Source organism: Pseudomonas sp. NyZ480, assembly GCF_029537255.1.
Taxonomy (GTDB): domain Bacteria; phylum Pseudomonadota; class Gammaproteobacteria; order Pseudomonadales; family Pseudomonadaceae; genus Aquipseudomonas; species Aquipseudomonas taiwanensis.
In genome coordinates this window covers 5091101-5114723 of record NZ_CP120626.1, presented here as the reverse complement: position 1 = coordinate 5114723, position 23623 = coordinate 5091101, and the positions used below count along the sequence as shown (strand labels likewise).

At 62.3% G+C, this 23623-nt stretch carries 21 protein-coding genes and 1 pseudogene; 11 read left to right on the top strand and 11 right to left on the bottom strand.

What is annotated here, in order from left to right:
- Positions 1–69 precede the first annotated feature (69 nt).
- The 3 genes from choV to P3R38_RS23485 form a co-directional block, all read right to left on the bottom strand.
- Positions 70–1248 carry a choline ABC transporter ATP-binding protein gene (gene choV, locus P3R38_RS23495; protein WP_023382793.1) on the bottom strand — a complete coding sequence of 393 codons (1179 nt, stop codon included), beginning with the start codon at positions 1246–1248 and terminating at the stop codon, positions 70–72.
- On the bottom strand, positions 1245–2093 hold the full coding sequence (choW, locus tag P3R38_RS23490; RefSeq protein ID WP_177325271.1) for a choline ABC transporter permease subunit: 849 nt from the start codon (positions 2091–2093) through the stop codon (positions 1245–1247). Before choW ends, choV begins: the two co-directional genes overlap by 4 nt.
- An 82-nt stretch (positions 2094–2175) precedes the next feature.
- Positions 2176–3123 (bottom strand): choline ABC transporter substrate-binding protein, encoded by a 948-nt coding sequence (locus P3R38_RS23485; protein ID WP_023382791.1) that lies wholly within the window; start codon positions 3121–3123, stop codon positions 2176–2178.
- Between the two features lie 442 nt (positions 3124–3565).
- Here P3R38_RS23485 and P3R38_RS23480 point away from each other — a divergent pair, with 442 nt between their 5' ends.
- Positions 3566–4942 carry an L-serine ammonia-lyase gene (locus P3R38_RS23480; RefSeq protein WP_023382790.1) on the top strand — a complete coding sequence of 459 codons (1377 nt, stop codon included), beginning with the start codon at positions 3566–3568 and terminating at the stop codon, positions 4940–4942.
- A gap of 393 nt (positions 4943–5335) precedes the next feature.
- Complete coding sequence (locus tag P3R38_RS23475; protein ID WP_023382789.1) at positions 5336–6442, top strand: GlxA family transcriptional regulator; 1107 nt, start codon at positions 5336–5338, stop codon at positions 6440–6442.
- 83 nt (positions 6443–6525) lie between these two features.
- Here the strand turns inward: P3R38_RS23475 and P3R38_RS23470 are convergent, their stop codons facing one another.
- From P3R38_RS23470 to choX, 5 genes are all read right to left on the bottom strand, one after another.
- A complete protein-coding gene (locus P3R38_RS23470; RefSeq protein ID WP_023382788.1) occupies positions 6526–6783 on the bottom strand; it encodes a hypothetical protein in 258 nt (85 codons plus the stop codon).
- Positions 6784–7140: 357 nt separating this feature from the next.
- Complete coding sequence (locus tag P3R38_RS23465) at positions 7141–7611, bottom strand: thioesterase family protein (protein ID WP_104881101.1); 471 nt, start codon at positions 7609–7611, stop codon at positions 7141–7143.
- A 10-nt stretch (positions 7612–7621) separates the two neighbouring features.
- The gene (locus tag P3R38_RS23460; protein ID WP_023382786.1) at positions 7622–8587 is read right to left on the bottom strand and encodes an L-carnitine dehydrogenase; all 966 of its coding nucleotides are present in this window, start codon (positions 8585–8587) and stop codon (positions 7622–7624) included.
- 21 nt (positions 8588–8608) lie between these two features.
- On the bottom strand, positions 8609–9493 hold the full coding sequence (locus tag P3R38_RS23455) for a 3-keto-5-aminohexanoate cleavage protein (protein WP_023382785.1): 885 nt from the start codon (positions 9491–9493) through the stop codon (positions 8609–8611).
- Between the two features lie 123 nt (positions 9494–9616).
- The gene (gene choX / locus P3R38_RS23450; RefSeq protein WP_104883168.1) at positions 9617–10561 is read right to left on the bottom strand and encodes a choline ABC transporter substrate-binding protein; all 945 of its coding nucleotides are present in this window, start codon (positions 10559–10561) and stop codon (positions 9617–9619) included.
- Between the two features lie 147 nt (positions 10562–10708).
- Here choX and P3R38_RS23445 point away from each other — a divergent pair, with 147 nt between their 5' ends.
- Positions 10709–11653 carry a GlxA family transcriptional regulator gene (locus tag P3R38_RS23445; protein ID WP_023382783.1) on the top strand — a complete coding sequence of 315 codons (945 nt, stop codon included), beginning with the start codon at positions 10709–10711 and terminating at the stop codon, positions 11651–11653.
- 55 nt (positions 11654–11708) lie between these two features.
- On the opposite strand, the gene P3R38_RS23440 is transcribed toward P3R38_RS23445, so the two are convergent.
- A complete protein-coding gene (locus tag P3R38_RS23440; RefSeq protein WP_023382782.1) occupies positions 11709–12110 on the bottom strand; it encodes a lysozyme inhibitor LprI family protein in 402 nt (133 codons plus the stop codon).
- Positions 12111–12396: 286 nt separating this feature from the next.
- Between P3R38_RS23440 and P3R38_RS23435 the strand changes: the two genes are divergently transcribed.
- The 6 genes from P3R38_RS23435 (at position 12397) to P3R38_RS23410 (ending at position 20202) form a co-directional block, all read left to right on the top strand.
- The gene (locus tag P3R38_RS23435; protein ID WP_023382781.1) at positions 12397–13374 is read left to right on the top strand and encodes a dipeptidase; all 978 of its coding nucleotides are present in this window, start codon (positions 12397–12399) and stop codon (positions 13372–13374) included.
- A 77-nt stretch (positions 13375–13451) separates the two neighbouring features.
- Positions 13452–13982, top strand: coding sequence for a DUF5943 domain-containing protein (locus tag P3R38_RS23430; protein ID WP_023382780.1), 531 nt, complete (start codon positions 13452–13454; stop codon positions 13980–13982).
- Positions 13983–13997: 15 nt separating this feature from the next.
- Positions 13998–16058 (top strand): dimethylglycine demethylation protein DgcA, encoded by a 2061-nt coding sequence (dgcA, locus tag P3R38_RS23425; RefSeq protein ID WP_023382779.1) that lies wholly within the window; start codon positions 13998–14000, stop codon positions 16056–16058.
- A 178-nt stretch (positions 16059–16236) separates the two neighbouring features.
- On the top strand, positions 16237–18189 hold the full coding sequence (dgcB, locus tag P3R38_RS23420) for a dimethylglycine demethylation protein DgcB (RefSeq protein WP_023382778.1): 1953 nt from the start codon (positions 16237–16239) through the stop codon (positions 18187–18189).
- Positions 18189–19421 (top strand): electron transfer flavoprotein subunit alpha/FixB family protein, encoded by a 1233-nt coding sequence (locus tag P3R38_RS23415; protein ID WP_023382777.1) that lies wholly within the window; start codon positions 18189–18191, stop codon positions 19419–19421. The genes dgcB and P3R38_RS23415 overlap by 1 nt, the downstream gene beginning before the upstream one ends.
- Positions 19422–19431: 10 nt before the next feature.
- Positions 19432–20202 (top strand): electron transfer flavoprotein, alpha/beta-subunit-like protein, encoded by a 771-nt coding sequence (locus P3R38_RS23410; RefSeq protein ID WP_023382776.1) that lies wholly within the window; start codon positions 19432–19434, stop codon positions 20200–20202.
- Between the two features lie 40 nt (positions 20203–20242).
- On the opposite strand, the gene P3R38_RS23405 is transcribed toward P3R38_RS23410, so the two are convergent.
- Positions 20243–20461: a cold shock domain-containing protein gene (locus P3R38_RS23405; RefSeq protein ID WP_023382775.1), complete on the bottom strand. Its 219-nt coding sequence runs from the start codon at positions 20459–20461 to the stop codon at positions 20243–20245.
- A 685-nt stretch (positions 20462–21146) separates the two neighbouring features.
- On the opposite strand from P3R38_RS23405, the pseudogene P3R38_RS23400 reads away from it, so the two are divergent.
- Together P3R38_RS23400 and P3R38_RS25145 are read left to right on the top strand one after the other, a co-directional pair.
- Positions 21147–21392, top strand: a pseudogene (locus P3R38_RS23400) (RHS repeat-associated core domain-containing protein); the annotation flags it as partial.
- 3 nt (positions 21393–21395) lie between these two features.
- Complete coding sequence (locus tag P3R38_RS25145) at positions 21396–22034, top strand: hypothetical protein (protein WP_347176217.1); 639 nt, start codon at positions 21396–21398, stop codon at positions 22032–22034.
- A 76-nt stretch (positions 22035–22110) separates the two neighbouring features.
- On the opposite strand, the gene gbcA is transcribed toward P3R38_RS25145, so the two are convergent.
- Positions 22111–23403: a glycine-betaine demethylase subunit GbcA gene (gene gbcA / locus P3R38_RS23395; RefSeq protein ID WP_023382773.1), complete on the bottom strand. Its 1293-nt coding sequence runs from the start codon at positions 23401–23403 to the stop codon at positions 22111–22113.
- Positions 23404–23623 lie beyond the last annotated feature (220 nt).

Sequence of the window (23623 nt, the reverse complement as noted above, 5' to 3'; positions counted from 1 at the left end):
ATCTGCCGTAGCCGGCCCTCCGGAGGAGCCCGCTCGCCGGCGATGGGCCGCAAGGCGGCCCCAATTGCATCATCCGTGGGTCTTGCCCAGCAACGCGTGATACAACTCGGTATCCCCGAGAATCCCTACCACTTTGTCGTTATCCTGCAGCACCAGCTTGTTGCCCGTCTGATAACGAATCTGCAGCGCCTCACGCATGCCGATATCGGCGTGCACCACAGTTGGCCTGCGTTCGAGCAGCTCTACATCCTGCCCCGGTGCCCATTTCTGCATGTCCAGGCCGTTCTGGCCCTGGCGTGCGCGCTTGAGCGAGCCTCCTTCGCCAAGGTCCAGCCACGAGTCGATACCTGGGTCCAGGCAAACCGAGCCGTTGACCCGTTTGCAGTTGTCCAGGCTGCGCATCAGGCTGCGGCCGCACAGCACGTTGAGCGGGTTGGTGTGGGCGACGAAGGTGCGCACATACTCATCCGCCGGGTTGAGGACGATTTCCTCGGGCTTGCTGTACTGGATGATCCGGCCATCTTTCATGATGGCGATGCGGCTGCCCAGTTTCAGCGCCTCGTCCAGGTCGTGGCTGACGAACACGATGGTCTTGCTCAACTTGCTTTGCAGCGCCAGCAGCTCGTCCTGCAGGCCCTGGCGGATCAGCGGGTCAAGCGCGGAGAAGGGTTCGTCCATCAGCAGGATGTCGGCATCCATGGCCAGTGCGCGGGCCAGACCCACACGTTGCTGCATGCCGCCTGACAGTTCGTCCGGCTTCTTGTTGCGCCATTGGGTCAGGCCCACCAGTTCAAGCTTTTCGTCCACCAGCTTGCGCCGTTCCTTCTCCGGACGGCCCTGCATTTCGAGGCCGAAGCTGATGTTCTCGCGCACCGTCAGCCAAGGCATCAGGGCAAACTTCTGGAACACCATGGCGATGCGCTTGGTGCGCATCATTTTCAGCTCGGCCGGGGTGCAGTGGGCAATGTCGATGTTCCGGCCTTCATGCTCGACGAACAGTTTGCCGCGGCTGACGGTGTTCAGGCCGTTGATGCAGCGCAGCAGGCTCGACTTGCCCGAGCCCGACAGGCCCATGAGCACGCAGATCTCGCCTTTGTTGATATCCAGGTTGGCCTTTTCCACGCCCACCACGAGGCCGGTCTGCTTGAGGATCTGCTCGCGGGTCTTGCCCTGGTCGAGCAGGGCCAGCGCCTCGCGTGGCTTGTTGGAGAAGATGACGTCGACGTCTTCGAATCGAATGATGCTCATGCTTCACCCCTTACCGGCAGCTCCGGTTGCTTGCAGATACGGTCGAGCATGATCGCCAGCAGCACGATCGCCAGGCCCGCTTCGAAGCCCAGGGAAATATCAGCGGTGTTCAGTGCGTTGACCACAGGTTTGCCCAGGCCATCGGCCCCTACCAGTGCAGCGATCACCACCATCGACAGCGACAGCATGATGCACTGGGTCACGCCGGCGGCGATGCTCGGCATCGCGTGCGGCAGCTCGATGCGGGTCAGCAGTTGGCGGCGTGAGCAGCCGAATGCCTTGCCGGCGTCCATCAGCTCTTGCGGCACGTCGCAAATGCCCAGGTAAGTGAGGCGGATGGGGGCGGCGATGGCGAACACCACCGTCGAGATCAGCCCCGGCACCACTCCCAGCCCGAACAAGGTCAGGGTCGGGATCAGGTAAACGAAGGTGGGCACGGTCTGCATCAGGTCGAGGACCGGGCGCATGGCGGTATAGAACATTGGCTTGTGCGCGGCGACGATGCCCAGCGGCACGCCGATGGCCACGCAGACCACTGTGGCGAAGGTGACCTGTGCCAGGGTCTCCATGGTTTCCTGCCAGTACCCCAGGTTAAGGATCAGCAGGAAGGAAAGGGCAACGAAAGCGGTCAGCGCCCACTTGCGCTGAATCAGGTGCGCGAGGGCGGCGAATACAGCCACCAGAACGAACGGGTTGAACCACGTCAGGGCGCTGGTGACGCCGTGGATCATGAATTCCAGGCCTTGGGCGATGGCGTCGAAGTAGCTGGCGCCGTTCTGGGTCAACCATTCGACGAATGAGGCGATGTACTGCCCCAGGGGTATTTTCTGATCGATAAGCATGATAGCGAGCTTCCACCTGCAAAGATTGAAATCAGTCCGGGGCGGGAAGGTTCCCGCCCCGGCGGTGTTGCCATAGCGTCTTGCGTTATTGCGTCAGTTTGGCCTTGGCCGCCTCAAGGCCGGGTTTGCCATCAACGGTGGTAACGCCGGCCAGCCAGTTATCCAACTTGCCGGGGTTGGCCTTGAGCCATTTCTTGGCGGCGTCCTCGGGCTTCATCTTGTCGTCCAGGACATAGCCCATCATGGTGCTTTCATCCTTGAGCTCGAACGACAGGTTCTTCAACAGTTGCCCGACGTTGCTGCATTCCTGCGTATAGCCTTTGCGCGTATTGGTCAGCACGGTGGCCTTGCCGAAATCGGGACCGAAGAATTCGTCCCCTCCGGTCAGGTACTGCATCTTGAAGCGGGTGTTCATCGGGTGCGGTTCCCAGCCCAGGAACACGATCGCTTCGCCGCGCTTCTGTGCCCTGTCCACTTGCGACAGCATGCCGGCCTCGCTGGACTGCACGATCTTGAAGCCTGCGTCCTTCAGGCCGAAGGCGTTCTTGTCGATCATGCTCTGGATGGTGCGGTTACCGTCGTTACCCGGCTCGATGCCGTAGATCTTGCCGTCCAGCTCTTTCTTGAACTTGGGGATGTCGGAGAAATCCTTCAGGCCCTTGTCATAGAGCGCCTGGGGGACGGCCAAGGTGTACTTGGCGTTCTCCAGGTTGGCGCGCACCGTTTCCACGGTACCGGCATCGCGGTACTGCTTGATGTCGTTTTCCATGGTCGGCATCCAGTTGCCGAGAAACACGTCCAGGTCCTTGCCGGTGGCCAGCGACTTGTAGGTCACCGGTACCGAGATCATGGTGGTGTGGGTCTTGTAACCCAGTGCTTCGAGCACAACGCTGGTGGTAGCGGTGGTTACGGTGATGTCAGTCCAGCCGACGTCGGAAAAACGTACCGTCTGGCACTGCTCAGGCTCTGCAGCCTGGGCCAGCATCGGTGCGGACAGCAACGCAACCAGCAACAGCGAGGGTGAACCTTTCATGGATGGACTCCTGTGATTTTATCTTCGGGTTCGCGTGGGTCTCCGGGCTTTCTGAGGGTCCGGTAGACCAGGCCTGCAGAGGGCAGGATGCGAGGCCGTGCAAAACGAGTCGCTTTCGATAATCCTCCAGCGCCGGTTAATCGCCTACTGGTAGGGTCGTAACCAGTACGGAACGGGTCGCATCCAGTATCGGCGACGTCGTTTATGGATTTCTCCACCCCGTCGGCCGCGTTTTTGCGTCACAAGGTCGCTTGAAAACGGCGCACGGGTGGCCGGATCGACAGCGGCGCTGCTGAGCAAAAGTACGTCGGTTGCAGACGGCGAGGGGAGGCATAAAAGCCCGATGATGCGTGCATTCGTGGCGGCTCGCAGCTTCAGCCTAGCAGTTGCCCCGCCCTGCGCATGGCGCGCAGAGACAAGCCCAGCAAGAGGTGAAGCGACAATGGCCATCAGCGTGTTCGACCTGTTCAAGATTGGTGTCGGGCCTTCCAGCTCCCACACCGTTGGCCCCATGCGTGCCGGCGCCCTGTTCGTCCAAGGGCTGCGCGAGCGCGGCGAGCTGGAACAGGTAAAACGGATCGAGGTGAGGCTGTACGGCTCGCTGTCGGCCACCGGTATCGGCCACGGCACCGACAACGCCACCATCATGGGCCTGATGGGCGAATGGCCTGACGCCATCGACCCCACCCAGATCGTCCCGCGCATCGCCGACCTGCGTGAAACCAACACCCTGCAGCTGGACGGGCGCCTGCCCATCGAGTTCGTCTGGGCCCGCGACATGCTGCTGCTGGATGAGAACCTGCCGTACCACCCCAACGCCATGACCCTGATCGCCGAAGGCGCGCAGGGCGAGCTGCACCGCGATACCTATTACTCGGTAGGCGGCGGCTTCGTGGTCGATGCAGCCCAGGCCGCCAGCGGTGTGCTGGACGCCGACCAGACGGTGTTGCCATACGATTTCAACAGCGCGGCCGAACTGCTGCGCCTGTGCAAACAAAACGACATGAGCGTGTCGCAATTGATGATGGCCAACGAGAAGGTCTGGCGCAGCGAAGAAGAGATTCGCGCCGGCTTGCACAAGCTCTGGGATGCCATGCAGGAATGCGTCAACAACGGCCTGAAATACGAAGGCACGCTGCCCGGCGGGCTCAACGTCCGCCGTCGCGCCGCCAAGCTGCATCGCAGCTTGAAGGAGATCGGCAAGCCCAACGTGATCGGCTCGACCATGAGCGCGATGGAGTGGGTCAACCTGTTCGCCCTGGCGGTCAATGAAGAGAACGCCGCGGGCGGGCGCATGGTCACGGCGCCCACCAACGGCGCCGCGGGCATCATTCCGGCAGTGTTGCACTACTACATGCGCTTCAGCGATGCGGTGAACGAGTCCAGCGTGGTCGACTTCTTCCTCGCCGCGGCAGCCGTGGGCATCCTGTGCAAGAAGAACGCTTCCATCTCTGGTGCCGAGGTCGGCTGCCAGGGCGAGGTGGGCTCGGCGTGCGCCATGGCGGCGGCAGGCCTTGCCGAAGTGCTGGGGGCAACGCCTCCACAAGTGGAGAACGCGGCGGAAATCGCCCTGGAGCATAACCTTGGCCTGACTTGCGACCCGGTTGGTGGGCTGGTGCAGGTGCCGTGCATCGAGCGCAACGCCATTGCCGCGGTGAAGGCGATCAACGCCGTGCAGATGGCTTTGCGTGGGGATGGCGAGCACTTCATTTCCCTCGACCAGGTTATCCGCACCATGCGAGACACCGGCGCCGACATGCACGACAAATACAAGGAAACCTCGCGTGGTGGCCTGGCGGTCAGTGCCATCGAATGCTGATGCGCTGATTTCGAACTGATGTGAGCTCTGCGCCCCTTTTTGGGGCGCTGTTTTTGGAAGTACCGGCTGTCGGCTGTCGCACTCAGTGTGGGTATTGTCGGTGACACTCAAATGTGTCGCTTCTGGGCATCCTTCCCAACCGTGCTACCGTTCTGCTCAGCAGTTACACGCAAAGGCGCTGGCGCGCCTGTTTGCGTTTTTCCGCAAGCGCGTACGAAACGCTTGATTTGCCGAAAGAAGACGTCGTTTTTGGTTTTTTTTGGATGCGCGTTCAATTTCCGGCACGCCGTTTGCGTTGAGATTGGCAAAGCCCCTGCATAACGAACGGGGGCACTAACAAGAAATCAGTGTCCGCCTGAGGCACACCCTGCATTTGTGTGAGGAGAAATCGCGATGACGTCGTACACCTCCGGGAACCCAACCCAGAACCGCACAGCCCCACAGTCCATCGGTTTTCTCCTGCTGGACAATTTCACCCTGATTTCTCTGGCATCGGCCGTCGAGCCGCTGCGCATGGCCAACCAGCTCTCCGGTCGTGAGCTGTACCGCTGGCATACGCTGACAGTCGATGGCGGCCAGGTATGGGCCAGCGATGGTCTGCAGATCACCCCGGATGCAGCCATCAACAACGCACCGCCCATGGACACCGTGATCGTCTGCGGTGGCGTGGGCATCCAGCGTTCGGTCACCCGCGAGCATGTCACCTGGCTGCAGGCCCAGGCCCGCCAGTCGCGCAGGCTTGGCGCGGTATGCACCGGCAGCTGGGCTCTGGCATGTGCCGGCCTGCTCGACGGCTTCGATTGCAGCGTGCACTGGGAATGTCTGGCGGCGATGCAGGAAGCCTTCCCTCGCGTGAACATGAGCACCCGTCTGTTCACCCTGGACCGTAACCGCTTCACCAGCTCGGGTGGCACTGCGCCGCTGGACATGATGCTGCACCTGATCAGCCGCGATCATGGTCGTGAACTGTCGGCAGCGATTTCCGAAATGTTCGTCTACGAGCGCATCCGCAACGAGCAGGATCACCAGCGCGTGCCGCTCAAGCACATGCTTGGTACCAACCAGCCGAAGCTGCAAGAGATCGTCGCGCTGATGGAAGCCAACCTGGAAGAGCCGATCGACCTGGACGAGTTGGCTGTTTATGTGTCGGTGTCGCGGCGCCAGCTCGAGCGCCTGTTCCAGAAATACCTGCACTGCTCGCCGTCGCGCTATTACCTCAAGCTGAGACTGATTCGTGCGCGGCAGTTGCTCAAGCAGACGCCGATGTCGATCATCGAAGTGGCGTCGGTGTGCGGCTTCGTTTCCACACCGCACTTCTCCAAGTGCTACCGCGAATACTTCGGTATTCCGCCGCGTGACGAGCGTGTCGGTTCCAACACCGCTCAGCAGGTAGCGATGATGCCGATCCCGCAGGCCATGACCCTGTCGCCGCACAGCGGGCCGATGGCCGCCCTGAGCCAGGCGCGCAACGAGTCGACGTTCGCCAGTGTGAGGATCTGACGCTCAATCGCCGGCCAGCCGGCGCCTACAGGTAACCCGCTAACCTGTAGGCGCCGGCTGGCCGGCGATGGGCGTGGGTGAAATCAGGTGCGCTTGTTGAACTGCGCCAACGCAGGCAGCAATTGCTTGTCGATCGCCTGGCGCACGGCCGGCAGAATCGTTGCGCTACCGGTATACATCTGTTCGACCATACCCTTCAGGGCACGGGCGTTGGGCTCGGTCAACCCGCGAACCACCACCTCGCACGCCTGCTCGGCGCTGGCACCGGCCGGAATGTCGAATCCCCGTGCGCGCAGGTGGCCCAACAGGTCGTCCTGATCAATCAAATCCGCATGCATCATGGCTGTTGTCCTTGTTTGCTGCTGTGATCGTCAGCCGATTCTGTGACGTGCCAGGCAAGGCGGCAAGGACAGAATGTCGCAATGGCTGCTTTGGCTAAGAACAGGTCGTTCCCGACTAAATCTGCGAGCGGGGAAGTCAGCACACTGAACTCATTCACGGTACCAGGGGGTTTGGTCACCCTCGCTCACACAGTGGATGTTTGCTCGCTCTTGGCCCCGGATGCTCACGGCTTTCCGGGGTTATTTTTTTGCGTCCAAGGGCCATTCGCGGAAAACCCGCTCCTCTAGATACCCGCTGCTCTCGTGAGCCGTGGAACACCTGTAGGAGCGGGTTCAGCCGCGAGCGGGCAATGGAATCTATGCAGGAAGACCAATCACACGCCCGGCGAATTCAGGCGCTGACAGGTCGCGCTGGTTCTCTACCCAGTCGTTGAGCAATGCCACGCTGCGCTCCCCGAACGGCGCCGATTTAGGCCCCGCCAGGTCTACATGCAGCAGCATCTGCTCGCTTGCCGCCAATGCTTCGTCGAACCCCGCCCGGTGCAGGCTGTGGTAAAGGTGCAGGCGCTTGCGGTCGAAACCGATGATCTGCGTCTGCACCCACACTTCGGTGCCCAGCTTCACTTCATGCAGGTAGTTGATGTGCGCCTCGAGGGTGAACAGCGAATGTCCGCTTTGCCCACGGCTGTCGGCATCCAGGCCGATGCGCTCCATCAATGCGTCGGTGGCGTAGCTGAAGATCAGCAGGTAATAGGCATCGCGCAGATGCCCGTTGTAGTCGACCCAGTCCTCCTGGACCGGGGTACGGTAGGTGATCGAAGCGGGCATTGCGGTCTCCTCACTCGCCAAACGCCAGGCCGTGGCTGGCTTTGCTGTTTTTCACAGCTTCCAGTACTGCCAGCAGGGTGTCATCACGATAGCGCTCCAGCGCGGCGATGCTGCGCTCGCCCAGTTGCTCCGAGGTGCCTTCGACCACGTCGTCGATCAGTTTGTCCGTCAGCTCCGGTGCTGGCAGGTAGGTCCAGGGCAGCTTCAGCGCCGGGCCGAACTGGGACATGAAGTGGCGCATGCCAGCATCGCCGCCCGCCAGGGTGTAAGTGAGGAAGGTGCCCATGAACGACCAGCGCAGACCGGCACCGAAGCGGATGGCGTCGTCGATCTCGCCCGTCGTGGCTACGCCGTCGTTGACCAGGTGCAGGGCTTCGCGCCACAGCGCTTCGAGCAGGCGGTCGGCGATGAAGCCGGGGACTTCCTTGCGTACGTGCAGCGGGCGCATGCCCAAGGCCGTGTAGAAGGTCTTCGCGGCCTCGATGGCGTCCGGGGAAGTGCGGTTGCCACCGACGATCTCGACCAACGGCAGCAGGTACACCGGGTTGAACGGGTGGCCGACCACGCAGCGCTCGGGGTGGGTGGCCGACTCGTAGAACTCACTGGGCAGCAGCCCCGAGGTGCTGGAACCGATGATGGCGTTCGGTTTGGCCGCGGCGCTGATCTTGGCGTGCAGGTCGAGCTTGAGGTCGAGGCGTTCCGGGGCGCTTTCCTGGATGAAATCGGCGTCGCGAACGCATTCTTCGATGGTCGCGACGAACTTCAGCCGCTGCTGCGAAGCACCGGGCGCCAGGCCTTGTTTCTCAAGGGCCGGCCAGGCATTGGCGATGCGCTTGCGAAGCGCCTGTTCGGCACCGGGGGCCGGGTCCCAGGCGATGACATCCAGGCCATGGGCGAGGGCGCGGGCGACCCAGCCGCTGCCAATCACGCCGCTACCGAGGGCGGCGAAGGTCTTGATTTCGGTGATGAAGGGCATGTCGATCTCCTTGGCTCGGTATCAGCGGCGCTTGAGGTTCATTTTTTCCCGGCCTTCTGCCGGGGTGAGCACGCGGGCGCCCATGCGGGTGATGATTTCCGCTGCCCGCTCGACCAGCTGGCCGTTGCTCGCCAGTACGCCACGGTCCAGGTACAGGTTGTCTTCCAGGCCCACGCGAACGTTGCCGCCGAGCAGTACCGCCTGCGCCGCCATGGGCATCTGCATGCGGCCGATGCCGAAGCCTGCCCAGGTCACGTTCGCCGGCAGGTTGTCGACCATCGCCTTCATGGTGGTGGTGTCGGCCGGTGCCCCCCACGGGATGCCCAGGCACAGCTGGAACAGCGGGTCCTCTAGCAGGCCCTCCTTCATCATCTGCTTGGCGAACCACAGGTGGCCTGTGTCGAAGATCTCCAGCTCGGCTTTCACGCCCAGCTCGGTAATGCGCTTGGCGCCGGCACGCAGTTGCGCGGGGGTCGAGACGTAGATGGCGTTGCCATCGCCGAAGTTGAGGGTGCCGCAGTCGAGGGTGCAGATTTCCGGCAACAGTGCCTCGACGTGGGCCAGGCGTTCCAGCGGGCCGATCAGGTCGGTGCCTGGGCCGAATTCCATTGGCGACTCGCCTGGGCCGATTTCAAGGTCGCCGCCCATGCCGGCAGTGAGGTTGACGATGATGTCCACGTCGGCTTCGCGGATGCGTTCCATCACTTCGCGGTACAACGCTACGTCGCGGCTGAAGCGGCCGGTTTGCGGGTCGCGGACGTGGCAGTGGACCACGGTGGCGCCAGCCTTGGCGGCTTCGACGGCGGATTCGGCGATCTGTTTGGGGGTGACCGGGACCAAGTGGCTCTTGGCAACGGTGTCGCCGGCACCGGTGAGGGCGCAGGTGATGATGACGTCATGGTTCATGGCGTGGTTCCTGGTGATATCGGGGGTGGATTTTTCGCGGGCAAGCCCGCTCCCACAGGATCGACGTGACCTTGAATGTAGCGCTGTACCTGTAGGCGCGAGCTTGCTGGCGAAGAGGCCGGATCAGTTGGCGCTGAGCTTGAGGTTCTCGGCAGCTGGCTGGCCGTCGAAGGTGGTCACACCCTCAAGCCAGCGGGCCTTGTCTTCGGGGTGGTCCTTGAGCCACTGGCGGGCCGATTCCAGGGCGTCCTTGTGGTCGAGCAACGGCTGCATCATGCGGCTCTCGTCCTCGGCACTGAAGTTCAGGTTGGTCAGCAGGCGGTGGGCATTGGGACAGCGTTGGGCGTAGTCTGGCGCCGTGACCGTCCACACCGTCGCCCGGCCTTCGTCAGGGCCCAGGGCATCCTGGCTGTCGCCCAGGTAGGCCATCTCGATGTTCACATTCATCGGGTGCGGCGCCCAGCCAAAGAACACTACCGCTTCCTTGCGCCGTACGGCGCGGTCGACAGCGGCGAGCATGCCTGCCTCACTCGACTCGACCAGCTGGAACTTGCCCAGGCCGAACTGGTTCTTGGTGATCATCGCCTTGATCTGGGTATTGGCGCCGGAACCCGGTTCGATGCCATAGATCTTGCCGCCCAGTTCTTTCTCGAACTTGTGGATGTCGGCGAAGGTTTTCAGGCCTTTGTCATAGAGGTATTTCGGCACGGCCAGGGTGGCGCGGGCGTCCTCCAGGCTTGGCTTGTCCAAGACCTTGACCTGGTTGGCATCGACGAACGGGGTGATGGTTTGGGTCATGAGCGGGTTCCAGTAACCCAGGAACATGTCCAGGCGCTTGTCGCGGATACCGGCGAAGATGATCTGCTGCGAGGCGCTGGTCTGCTTGGTCTGGTAACCCAGCCCATCGAGCAGCACCTGCGCCATGGCGCTGGTGGCGATGACGTCGGTCCAGTTGACCACGCCCAGGCGCACGTCCTTGCAGACGGCGGGTTCGGCGGCGAATACGGGGCTTGCAAGGGTGGTGCTCAGAGCGAGGGAAAACAGGCTGCGGCGGATCAAGCTGTGCATGGTGGCTCTCCAACGGCAGTGCATATTGTTATAGGGGCCGGTCTCTCTGGACCGTGTGTTTAAGCTACGCGGGTGGCACACTGGAAAATCGCACGCTGGCGACTCACACTTGCACCCTGGCGACCTGTCCTCATCAGAGAAACCTCGATGTCGCAAACTATCCAGTTCCTCCTGCTTCCAGGCTTTTCGGCCATGGGCTTCATCAGCGCCTTGGAGCCGCTGCGCGTGGCCAACCGCTTCCGTGGGCCACAGTACCGTTGGCAGGTGCTGAGCCTGGACGGCGGGGCGGTGCAGGCGAGCAACGGTATGTCGGTCAACGCCGATGGCGCGTTGGGCGATGAGCCGCACGGGCAGATGCTGCTGGTGGTCGCAGGCTTCGATCCGTTGGCCAGTTATGGCCATGGCTTGCAACAAGCGCTACGTCGTCTCGACCACGAGGGGGTGATTCTGGGCGGCATCGATACCGGCGCGATGGTATTGGCCGAAGCGGGCCTGCTGGATGGGCATCGGGCGACCTTGCATTGGGAGGCGCTGGAGGCTTTCAAGGAGCGTTATCCACGGTTGCAGGCGACGCAGGAGCTGTTCGAGATCGACCGCCGAAGAATTACCTGCGCGGGTGGCACGGCGTCGATCGACCTGATGCTCGACCTGATCGGCCAGGCCCATGGCAGCGAGTTGGCGGTGCAGGTTTCCGAGCAGTTCGTGCTGGGGCGTATCCGTCCGCGACAGGATCACCAGCGCATGCAGATCGCCTCCCGCTACGGCATCAGCAACAAGAAGCTGGTGAAGGTCATTGGCGAGATGGAGCGCAACACCGAGCAGCCGCTCAATACCCAGGTGCTGGCCGATGCCGTGCAGGTGACCCGGCGGCAGCTCGAGCGGTTGTTTCGCCTGTACCTGAACGACACGCCCAGTGGCTTCTATTTGCGGCTGCGCTTGGACAAGGCGCGGCAGTTGTTGCGTCAGACCGACATGAGCGTGCTGGAGGTCGGCGTGGCATGCGGGTTCGAGTCTGCGTCGTACTTTACCCGCTGCTACCGAACGCGGTTCGAGCGCTGCCCGCGGGAGGACCGGTTGGCTCGGGTGGTCTGAGGTCTTCCTGCGCTGGCCTCTTTGCGGGGTTGCCCGCGAAGAGGCCGTTACAGGGCTACTGCTGACCGATGGATTGCAGGTACTCCGAGCGGTCATCGCTGCGCTGTGCAACGCAGGTATCCCAGGCCGCCTGGAACGCTTTGCTGCCGGGTTTCTCGGCATAGGTTTCGACCTTGCAGTCGGCATCGCGCAGCTGCGTCCACAGTTTTTCGGCGGCATCCATGCGCCCGACCAGGGCTGTGGCCTTGTCGCCTTCATCGGCATATTGGTCGCGAATGCGCTGAATCAGGTCGTCATACGCCGACTTCAACTCGCGCTCGGCGGTCTGTTTATTGAACGCCGCGCAAGCGAAGGCCTGCTGGTCGCTCTCGACGTTATCGCAGGGCGTGCTTTCTTCCTCGCCGGCCTGGGCGCCCATCGCAAAGGCCATCAGAACCAGCCATGCCATTGATTTCATCCGTTATCTCCTCGAACCGGCTGACGAATCGCCGCGATTCTCGCTCAGCCCACGTCTGTGCGGTAGCTCCCTGACGAAATGTTCATAAACGCCTGGCGAATGTCGTTATCGAGACTGGCTCTCATCGGCGGATGGCGCGCCAGAGCGTGCCATGTCGCGCATTGACGCTTTCGGCAAACCCCCTGTCGTTTTTGCATCGGGGCGCCTCGGGGCACAGGCATATGCTGGCTCCAAAGCGCCGGCACAAGGTTTGGCGCGAGCCAACTCGATAAAAGGGGACAGCCTGATGAGCCCAGCCGAACTTCACGCCGACAGCATCGTCATCGACGGTCTGATCATTGCCAAATGGAACCGCGAGCTGTTCGAGGACATGCGCAAGGGCGGGCTGACCGCGGCCAACTGCACGGTGTCGGTGTGGGAGGGCTTCAAGGCCACCGTCGATAACATCGCCGCCAGCCAGAAGCTGATCCGCGAGAACAGCGACCTGGTAATGCCGGTACGTACCACCGCCGACATTCGCAAGGCCAAGGAACTGGGCAAGACCGGCATCCTCTTTGGTTTCCAGAACGCCCATGCGTTCGAAGACCAGATCGCCTACGTCGACGTGTTCAAGCAGCTGGGCGTGGGCATCGTGCAGATGTGCTACAACACCCAGAACCTGGTTGGCACCGGCTGCTACGAGCGTGACGGCGGTCTGTCGGGCTTCGGTCGCGAAATCGTCGCCGAGATGAACCGCGTCGGCATCATGTGCGACCTGTCCCACGTGGGCTCCAAGACCTCCGAGGAAGTCATCCTCGAATCGAAAAAGCCGGTCTGCTACTCCCACTGCCTGCCTTCTGGCCTGAAGGAGCACCCGCGCAACAAGTCGGACGAAGAGCTGAAGTTCATCGCCGACCACGGCGGCTTCGTCGGCGTGACCATGTTCGCACCGTTCCTGGCCAAGGGCATCGACTCGACCATCGACGACTACGCCGAGGCCATCGAGTACACCATGAACATCGTCGGCGAAGACGCTATCGGTATCGGTACCGACTTCACCCAAGGCCACGGCCAGGATTTCTTCGAATACCTGACCCATGACAAGGGCTACGCCCGTCGCCTGACCAACTTCGGCAAGATCATCAACCCGCTCGGCATTCGCACTGTCGGCGAGTTCCCCAACCTCACCGAAACCCTGCTCAAGCGCGGCCACTCCGAACGTGTGGTGCGCAAGATCATGGGCGAGAACTGGGTCAACGTCCTCAAGGATGTCTGGGGCGAGTAAGCCGCTCTCCAAGCCTGATAGCCCCTGCCAGCAACGCCGGGGCACCCACATAAAAATTTTTATGGAGTTGAGTTTCCATGGCCAAGATCGCCCCGCAATTGCCAATCGAAGTCGACAGCGAGACCGGTGTCTGGACCAGCGACGCCCTGCCGATGCTGTACGTGCCGCGCCATTTCTTCGTTAACAACCACATCGGCATCGAGGAAGTGCTGGGCGCCGAAGCCTACGCCGAGATTCTGTACAAGGCCGGCTACAAGTCCGCCTGGCACTGGTGTGAAAAAGAAGCCGAATGCCATGGCCTGGAAGGCGTCGCGGTGTTCGAGCACTACATGAAGCGCCTGTCCCAGCGTGGTTGGGGCCTGTTCGAAATCCAGGACATCGACCTCGACAAAGGCACCTGCAGCGTCAAGCTCAAGCACTCGGCGTTCGTGTACGTCTATGGCAAGTGCGGCCGCAAGGTCGACTACATGTTCACTGGCTGGTTCGCCGGTGCCATGGACCAGATTCTCGCCGCCCGTGGCAGTTCGATCCGCACCGTGGCCGAGCAGGTCTACGGCGGTTCGGAAGAAGGTCACGATGACGGCCTGTTCGTCGTCAAGCCGTTGTAAGTCGGAGAGAGCGTCATGGCATTCGAAGCAATGTTCCAGCCGATCCAGATCGGCAAACTGACCATCCGCAACCGCGTGCTCAGCACCGCGCATGCCGAGGTCTACGCCACCGACGGCGGCATGACTACCGACCGTTACGTGAAGTACTACGAAGAGAAGGCCAAGGGCGGCATCGGCCTGGCCATCTGCGGTGGCTCGTCGGTGGTCGCCATCGACAGCCCGCAGGAGTGGTGGTCGTCGGTGAACCTGTCCACCGACCGGATCATCCCGCACTTCCAGAACTTGGCCGACGCCATGCACAAGCATGGCGCCAAGATCATGATCCAGATTACCCACATGGGTCGTCGTTCGCGTTGGGACGGCTTCAACTGGCCGACCCTGATGTCGCCGTCGGGCATCCGTGAACCGGTGCACCGCGCTACCTGCAAGACCATCGAGGTGGAAGAGATCTGGCGCGTGATCGGCAACTACGCGCAAGCTGCGCGTCGTGCCAAGGAAGGTGGTCTGGACGGCGTCGAACTGTCGGCCGTGCACCAGCACATGATCGACCAGTTCTGGAGCCCTCGGGTCAACAAACGTACCGACGAATGGGGCGGTACCTTCGAAGGCCGCATGAAGTTCGGCCTGGAAGTGCTCAAGGCCGTGCGCAAGGAAGTCGGCGACGACTTCTGCGTGGGCATGCGTATCTGTGGCGACGAGTTCCACCCTGATGGCCTGAGCCACGAGGACATGAAGCAGATCGCTGCCTACTACGACGCCACTGGCATGATCGACTTCATCGGCGTGGTCGGCTCGGGTTGCGACACCCACAATACCCTGGCCAACGTCATCCCGAACATGAGCTACCCGCCGGAGCCGTTCCTGCACCTGGCGGCGGGCATCAAGGAAGTGGTCAAGGTCCCGGTGCTGCACGCGCAGAACATCAAGGACCCGAACCAGGCCACGCGTATCCTGGAAGGCGGCTACGTGGACATGGTCGGCATGACCCGCGCCCATATCGCCGACCCGCACCTGATCGCCAAGATCAAGATGGGCCAGGTCGACCAGATCAAGCAGTGCGTCGGTGCCAACTACTGTATCGACCGTCAGTACCAGGGCTTGGATGTACTGTGCATCCAGAACGCCGCGACTTCCCGTGAATACATGGGCGTGCCGCACATCATCGAGAAGTCCACCGGGCCCAAGCGCAAGGTGGTGGTGGTCGGTGCCGGCCCTGCCGGTATGGAAGCTGCGCGTGTCGCCGCCGAGCGTGGCCACGACGTGACCGTGTTCGAGAAGAAAGACCAGATCGGCGGGCAGATCACCATCGCCGCCAAGGCGCCGCAGCGCGACCAGATCGCCGGTATCACCCGCTGGTACCAGCTGGAGTTCGCCCGCCTGAAAGTCGACCTGCGCCTGGGCACTGCCGCTGACGTGGATGCCATCCAGGACCTGCGTCCGGACATCATCGTCCTGGCGGTGGGCGGCCATCCGTTCGTCGAACAGAACGAGCACTGGGGCGCTGCCGAAGGGCTGGTGGTCAGCAGCTGGGACGTACTCGACGGCAAGGTCGCGCCGGGCAAGAACGTGCTGGTGTACGACACCATCTGCGAATTCACTGGTATGTCTGCCGCGGACTTCCTGGCCGACAAGGGCAGCCAGGTGGAAATCGTCACTGACGATATCAAGCCGGGTGTCGCGATGGGGGGGACCACCTTCCCGACCTACTACCGCAGCATCTACCCGAAAGAAGTGATCATGACCGGCGACATGATGCTGGAAAAGGTCTACCGCGAGGGTGACAAGGTGGTGGCGGTGCTGGAGAACGAGTACACCGGCGCCAAGGAAGAACGGGTGGTCGACCAGGTGGTGATCGAGAACGGCGTGCGTCCTGACGAGCAGCTGTACTACGCGCTCAAGGAGGGTTCGCGCAACAAAGGCCAGATTGACATCGAGGCCCTGTTCGCGATCAAGCCGCAGCCGATCCTCAGCCAGCCGGGCGAAGGTTACCTGCTGTATCGCATCGGTGACTGCGTGGCCCAGCGCAACGTGCATGCTGCGATCTATGACGCCCTTCGCCTGTGCAAGGACTTCTGATCGCTCCGCCTCTCTAGAGGCGGACTGGCCCCCCTGTAGGAGCGAGTTCGCTCGCGATGGCGGCAGCCCTGGCAACCAGGTTGTCTGATCGGTCGCTATCGCGAGCACGCTCGCTCCTACAGGGGTCCGCGCCGACCTTCAGGGCGGCGCAAGAATTCAGCTGTTGTGGGAGCCTCCCATGTTGAACACCCTTCTACCCATCCTGCTGTTCGCTGCCCTTGGCCTGGCAGTGCTCGGCGCCCTGCGTCGCGTGCGCATGTGGCGGCGTGGTCGGGCCGCCAAGGTCGACTTGATCGGCGGCCTGCTGGCCATGCCAAGGCGCTACCTGGTGGACCTGCACCATGTGGTCGAGCGCGACAAGTACATGTCCAAGACCCACGTCGCCACCGCGGGCGGCTTCGTGCTGTCGGCCGTTCTGGCGATCCTTGTGCATGGCTTCGGCCTGCAGAGCAAGATTCTTGGCTATGCCTTGCTGGTAGCCACGGTGATCATGTTCAGCGGCGCCATCTTCGTCTTCAAACGCCGTCGCAACCCACCCGCACGCCTGTCCAAGGGCCCGTGGATGCGGCTGCCCAAGAGCTTGCTGGCGTTCGCCGCGAGCTTCTTCATCGCCACCTTGCCAGTCGCTGGCATCCTGCCGGCCGATACCGGCGGCTGGGTCATGGTCGCGGTTCTGGGCCTGGGCGTGCTGTGGGGCGTGTCGGAGCTGTTCTTCGGCATGACCTGGGGAGGCCCGATGAAGCACGCCTTCGCCGGGGCTTTGCACCTGGCCTGGCACCGGCGCGCCGAACGCTTTGGCGGTGGCCGCTCCACCGGCCTCAAGCCGCTGGACCTGGAAGACCCCAACGCACCGCTGGGCGTGGAAAAACCGGTGGACTTCACCTGGAACCAGCTACTTGGCTTCGATGCCTGCGTGCAGTGCGGTAAATGTGAAGCGATGTGCCCGGCGTTCGCCGCCGGTCAGCCGCTGAACCCGAAAAAACTGATTCAGGACATGGTCATCGGCCTGGCCGGTGGTACTGACGCCCAGTTCGCGGGCAGCCCGTATCCGGGCAAGCCGATCGGCGAACACGGCGGCCACCCGCACCAGCCGATCGTCAACGGCCTGGTCGACGCTGAAACGCTGTGGTCGTGCACCACTTGCCGCGCCTGCGTCGAGGAATGCCCGATGATGATCGAGCACGTCGATGCCATCGTCGACATGCGCCGCCACCTGACCCTGGAAAAAGGTGCGACCCCCAACAAAGGCGCCGAGGTGCTGGACAACCTGATCGCCACCGACAACCCGGGCGGTTTCAACCCTGGCGGGCGCATGAACTGGGCGGCCGACCTCAACCTGAAGCTGCTGTCGGACGTGAAAGCCACCGAGGTGCTGTTCTGGGTCGGCGACGGTGCCTTCGACATGCGCAACCAGCGCACCCTGCGCTCGTTCGTGAAAGTGCTCAAGGCCTCTGGCGTGGACTTCGCCGTGCTCGGCCTGGAAGAGCGCGACAGCGGTGATGTGGCGCGGCGCCTGGGCGATGAAGCGACCTTCCAGCAGTTGGCCAAGCGCAACATCCAGACCCTGGCCAAGTACAAGTTCCAGCGCATCGTCACTTGCGACCCGCACAGCTTCCACGTACTGAAGAACGAGTATGGCGCGCTGGGCGGCGAGTACCAGGTGCAGCACCACAGCACCTACATCGCCGAGCTGATCGCCGCGAACAAGCTCAACCTCGGCCAGCACAAGGGCGGCAGCGTCACCTATCACGACCCATGCTACCTGGGGCGCTACAACGGCGAGTACGAAGCCCCGCGCGCGGTGCTCAAGGCGCTGGGTATCGAAGTGCGCGAGATGGAGCGTTCGGGCTTCCGCTCCCGCTGCTGCGGCGGTGGTGGTGGTGCGCCGATCACTGACATCCCTGGCAAGCAACGTATTCCGGACATGCGCATGGACGATATCCGCCAGACCGAAGCCGAGCTGGTGGCGGTTGGTTGCCCGCAGTGCACGGCAATGCTCGAAGGCGTGGTCGAACCGCGTCCACAGATCAAGGACCTCGCCGAGTTGGTGGCCGATGTGCTGATCGAAGAGGAAACCCCTGCAAGCGCAAAGTCGCAAGCGGCCAAACGTGAACCTGCGGAGGTGCACTGATGAGCGACATCATCCGCCGCGACCCACGCGCCGAGTGGATCGCCCGTAACCGTCTGCATCCGCTGCACGCGGCGATGCAGACGCAGCAGACCAGCTGGATGGGGCCCAACGGCCTCATCCGCAAGAACCCCCATGCCATTGCCGCAGGCTTCATCGGCCCCCATGGCATCAAGCGCATCGACCGCAGTGGCGCCCAGCAGGGCACTGGTGTGGGCGGGCGCCGCGCCGCCGCCGCGCAAGTGCAGCTGCCGCTGCACCAGGTGCCGGCCCCTGCGTTCTACATCGCCGTGGTTCCAGACATGGTCGGTGGTCGCCTGAGCAGCCACGACCGTGACCTGCTTGGCCTGGCCCATAGCCTGGCCGGCAGCGACGGTGCGGTGCTGGCGATCGTGTTTGGCGAGCACAAGGAAAGCAACTTTTCCACAGCCGGCGTCGACCGCTTGCTGGTCATCGAAGGCGAGCAGTACCAAGGTTATGCGCCGGAACAACTGGTACAAGCCCTGCGCGCTGTGGATAACCAATTCACCCCGCGCCATTGGTTGCTGCCCGACAGCCGCACCGGGGGCGGCGAACTGGGGCGGCGTCTGGGCGCGACGTTGGGCGAGCGCCCGGCAACGCGGGTCTGGCAGGTCAAGGACGGCCAGTGCATCGGCCGCGCCGGTGCCGGTCAGCAGGACCTGCAACGCAGTGTGCCTCGGTTGATCCTGGCCGCCGCGGAGTGCGCCGAGCCGGTCAGCGAAACCCGTCACGAAGCCTTGCCGGTGGAGTTGTCCACAAGCGTTGCGCGCAGCCTGTCGCGTATTGAAGACCTGGGTTCGGTCGCGGTCGATCCGGCCACCATCGCCATGGCCGAGGCCGAGTTCATCGTCTCGGGTGGCAATGGTGTCAAGGACTGGGACCTGTACCACAAGGCCACCGCAGCGCTCGGTGCCACCGAAGGCGCCTCGCGGGTGGCGGTGGACGACGGCTTCATGCCGCGCAACCGTCAGGTGGGTGCCACGGGTACCTGGGTAACCGCGCGGGTCTACGTGGCGGTGGGTATCTCTGGTGCGATCCAGCACCTGCAGGGCATCGGTGCCTGCGACAAGGTGGTGGCGATCAACATGGACCCTGGCTGCGACATGATCAAACGGGCGGACCTGTCGGTGATTGGCGACAGTTCGGCGATTCTCAAGGCACTGATCGAGGCTGTGGACAACTTCCGCAGCGGCGGCCAGCGCGACGCGGCATAAGGGCACGAGCATGAGTACGAAAGTCATCAGCCTGGTTTCCATCGGTGCCCACCCAAGCTCCGGCCGCGCCCGTCGCGCCGAGCAGGACGCCCGAGCCGTGGAACTGGGTTTGCAACTGGCTGGGGATAACTTGCAGGTGGTGCACGCAGGTGACCCTCGTGAGGAAGCGCTGCGTGCTTACCTGGGCATGGGGCTGGATCACCTGGATGTGCTGGAACAGCCTGCCGGCGCCGATGTGCTGGGAGTGTTGAGCGACTACCTGCGTGACGCAGGGGCCCAAATGGTATTGACCGGAAGCCAGGCCGAGACGGGTGAAGGTTCGGGCATGCTGCCGTTTCTGTTGGCTGAGAAGCTGGGTTGGCCGCTGGTGGTAGGGCTGGCCGAAGTCGAATCCATCGAGAACGGTACTGCCCAGGTACTGCAAGCGCTGCCGCGTGGTCAGCGACGCCGTTTGAAGGTACGCCTGCCGCTGCTGGCGACTGTGGATAACGCCGCACCTAAGCCCCGTCAGAGCGCCTTTGGGCCAGCGCGCCGGGGCGTGTTGGCGGCGCGCAATGTGGATATCCTCGAGGATGAACTGCTGGCGGACGCCGAGCTGCAACCGGCGCGGCCACGTCCAAAGCGGCTGAAGGTGATCAAGGCCAAGAGCGGAGCCGACCGGATGAAGGCGGCGACGGCCAAGGCCAGCGGTGGTGGGGGCAAGGTGTTGAAGGACGTTTCGCCGCAGGAAGGGGCCGAGGCCATCCTCAAGTTGCTGGTGGAGGAGGGGGTCTTGCGCTGAATCCAACGGCCCTGTCGCCGGCTTCTCGGCGATAGGGCCTTCAAGGCTGTTCCCGTATGACATTGAACGCCCAACAAGCGACTCCCTCTATCACCGGCTCGAACGATACCCGCTCTCCCTCCTGCAGGCTGCCCTGGCCACCCTCGATGATCGCAAGCTGAGTCACGAAGTAATCCACCTCTTCCTCATCGCTGCTGATAACACCCATCCCATGGTCTTCGTGGAACCACTTCACGGTACCCAGCAGACGATTGTGCATAAGTGCGCTCGCAGTGATGCCTTAATAGTGGCATCCACTTCATCACGCCCCTCCCAGGAGCGAAACTGGCAGAAATACCAGGTGAACCGCAATTTTGCCCACGGAATCTGTTCGCCAAGGTGTGGATAAAGTGTTGGTGCATGGCTGTGCGCCTTTGATCATGCGCCTTTCAGAGATTAGATCAAAAAATGATCAGCCTTCAGCGAGCGTGCTTGAGTCGTGATTCGCGGCATTGACCTGATATTGCCCACAATCCCTGTTAGCCGGTCTGTGGATAATATGTTCGCCCATCCCTGGATGCGGTGAAATCAAAGGGCTTCATGGAAACGATCATTTTTTGTCCAAATTCTCCTGTTACGCACACAAGCCACTGATTTCGGGAGTTCTAGACACTTTTCCACATCCCTTTTCGGCTGAACTGCTGTTTCCCACATTCTTTGTTGGTTGCTCTGTGGACAATGTGTTCGCAGAGGCTTCCAGGCCTTTGTTTACAGTGCCTGTAGAGGTTTGATCAGAAAATGATCAAACACACGGTCGTATGACGAGAGGTAGACGCGCGTTGTCTTTGTACTTGGGTTGTGGGTAAGTCTGTGAGTAAGAGGCTTCACACCTATCATTTTTGCTAGTTTTCAGCCGCTTCGAACTCCACTAGGTTGGGCACAACCATTCTCTGGAGCCTGTCACCATGAGCTTTGTGCAGTTGTTGGCGACTGATCGGCAGCATTCGGTCCTCAATGGTGCGCAAAACCAAGCAAGAGCCTATACAGCCTATGGATCGACTGCCGCCCAGGGTGGGCCAATGAGTGCATTCTGTGGGGAGCCCAGAGATGAGCTGACAGCTTGCTACCACTTGGGCAATGGGTATCGTCAATTCAACCCAGCGATCATGCGTCTCCACTCGCCGGATTCACGCAGCCCCTTCGGTGAGGGGGGGGTGAACAGCTACGCCTATTGCGCGGGCGACCCGGTGAACAAATATGATCCGACAGGTCGCGTTCTGGAGTGGATCCCTGTGGGCACTCAGGCATTTTCCAGCCTGTCGACGGCGCTTGCCGCTGGCAATCGTAGGGCGCTGGTCGTGACTAAACAGCGGGTGCAAAGGGCACAAGGTGAGACGGTGAGCCAGGCGCCCTTGCTCCCCGAGCTTGCGGACAGTCTGATCGGTTACGCCGCAGCGCCCATGGGGGCTGTCGCCAATGTCACCCGAAATGTCCTCCAGACCCCCTCATCCCCTGCAGCGTCATTGGCAGGGCAGCTCGCCTGGGCCGGGGCCGCAAGCAGTGGTTTTGTCGCAGTGGGGACCAATTTGCACAGTTACCAGACATTTAGAACCTGGACCGCGCTGGCTGACCAGCACGGAATAAATAGATGGAGCGTAGCGATAGAGGCCATGGGCCAGGTGCTTCTCCCTTCTTTCGTGCGAAGGGCGGCCTTGCAGGCAGGGATCAGAACAGGGAAGGCGGCACTGGATACGGTGCACTGGGCCTATCGACTACCAGGGGCCGCGCTGGCCAGGCAGGTTTCTCGTGCAGATGAGGATGTGTTGAACAGCGTGATGGTTAGAAGCCGCTGACCGGGTCGGTGTCGTACCGTCCGGCGGGGCCCGGGTTGACCGCGCCTCGCCCAGTGTGGGCGAGGCGCGGCATCGATCACTGTGCCTGAACTTCCTTCAGATACGGCGCAGGCTCGGCCCCCAGATTGTTCAGCAACCGCTGGCTGTACCAATCGATGAAGTTCACCACGCCGAACTCATAGGTCTTCGAATACGGCCCAGGCTGGTAGGCGGTGGAGTTGATCCCGCGCTGGTTCTCTTCCGCCAGACGGCGGTCCTGGTCGTTGGTGGCGTCCCATACCTTGCGCATCTGCTCAGGGTCGTAGTCCACGCCTTCCACGGCATCCTTATGCACCAGCCACTTGGTGGTGACCATGGTTTCCTGGGCACTGATCGGCCACACGGTGAACACGATCATGTGGTCGCCCATGCAGTGGTTCCACGAGTGCGGCAGGTGCAGGATGCGCATCGAGCCCAGGTCCGGGTTCTTGATGCGGCCCATCAACTTCTTGCACGCCTGCTTGCCGTCCATGGTCATGGACACGGTGCCCTTGAGCAGCGGCATGCGCACGATGCGGTTACGCAGGCCATGGCTCTTGTGCAGGTACGGGATCTTCTCGGCTTCCCAGGCAGCGGCGGAGGCGGCCACGTGGTCCTTGAAGGCCTGGTCGGCGCGTGGGTCGTTGGTGTCGTCCCATTCCAGCAGGGTTTTCAGCAGCTCAGGGTGGGAGCCGTTGCAGTGATAGCACTCGCGGTTGTTTTCCAGCACCAGTTTCCAGTTGGCTTTTTCCATCAAGGTGGTCTGCACCGCCACCTTGGTGTTTTCCATGTCGTACGGTTCCATGTAGTGGTCCAGGGTGGCCAGGAACTCGTCGATGGCGGGTGGGTTTTCCGCCAGGCTGATGAAGATGTAGCCACCGGCGACCTTCACATTCACAGGCTTGAGGCCGTACTGGTTCATGTCGAAGTCGGCGCCCATTTCGGTGCCGGCGAACAGCAGGCGGCCGTCGAGCTCGTAGGTCCACTGGTGGTAAGGGCAGACCAGCTTGGCCACCTTGCCTTTTTCGCTGGTGCACAGACGCGAGCCGCGGTGACGGCAGACGTTGTGGAAGGCATGCACTTTGCCCTCGGCACCGCGGATCACGATGATCGGGTTCTTGCCGATCTGCAGGGTCAGGAAGTTGCCCTTGGTCGGGATCTCGCTGACAAGCCCCGCGATCAACCATTCCTTGTGGAAGATCTCCTGCATGTCGATCTGGAACAGACGCTCGTCGTTGTAGAACGGCTGGGGCAGCGAGAAGGTGCGCTCGCGGGTCTGCAGCATCTCGGCGGTGGCCTTGCGTGCAGGTTCCAGTGGATCGCCCAGGCTCAGTGTTGCGGTGACGTCCATCGTGTATTCCTCGGGGCCGTGTGCGGCCGGCAAAAGGTGGCTAATCGTTGTTGTGGTGCCGCAAGGCTGCTCGTCAAGAAACAGCATGTTGTTTTGCCGTGGAGTGTGCGTCCGAAGACGTCAGCAACCGTATCCATGGGCGACATGGCCGATTCGAATTCCGACGCGCCAACCCTTGTAGTGCGCGGCTGGTCGCGATAAGCACGCCGATGTCGCTGGC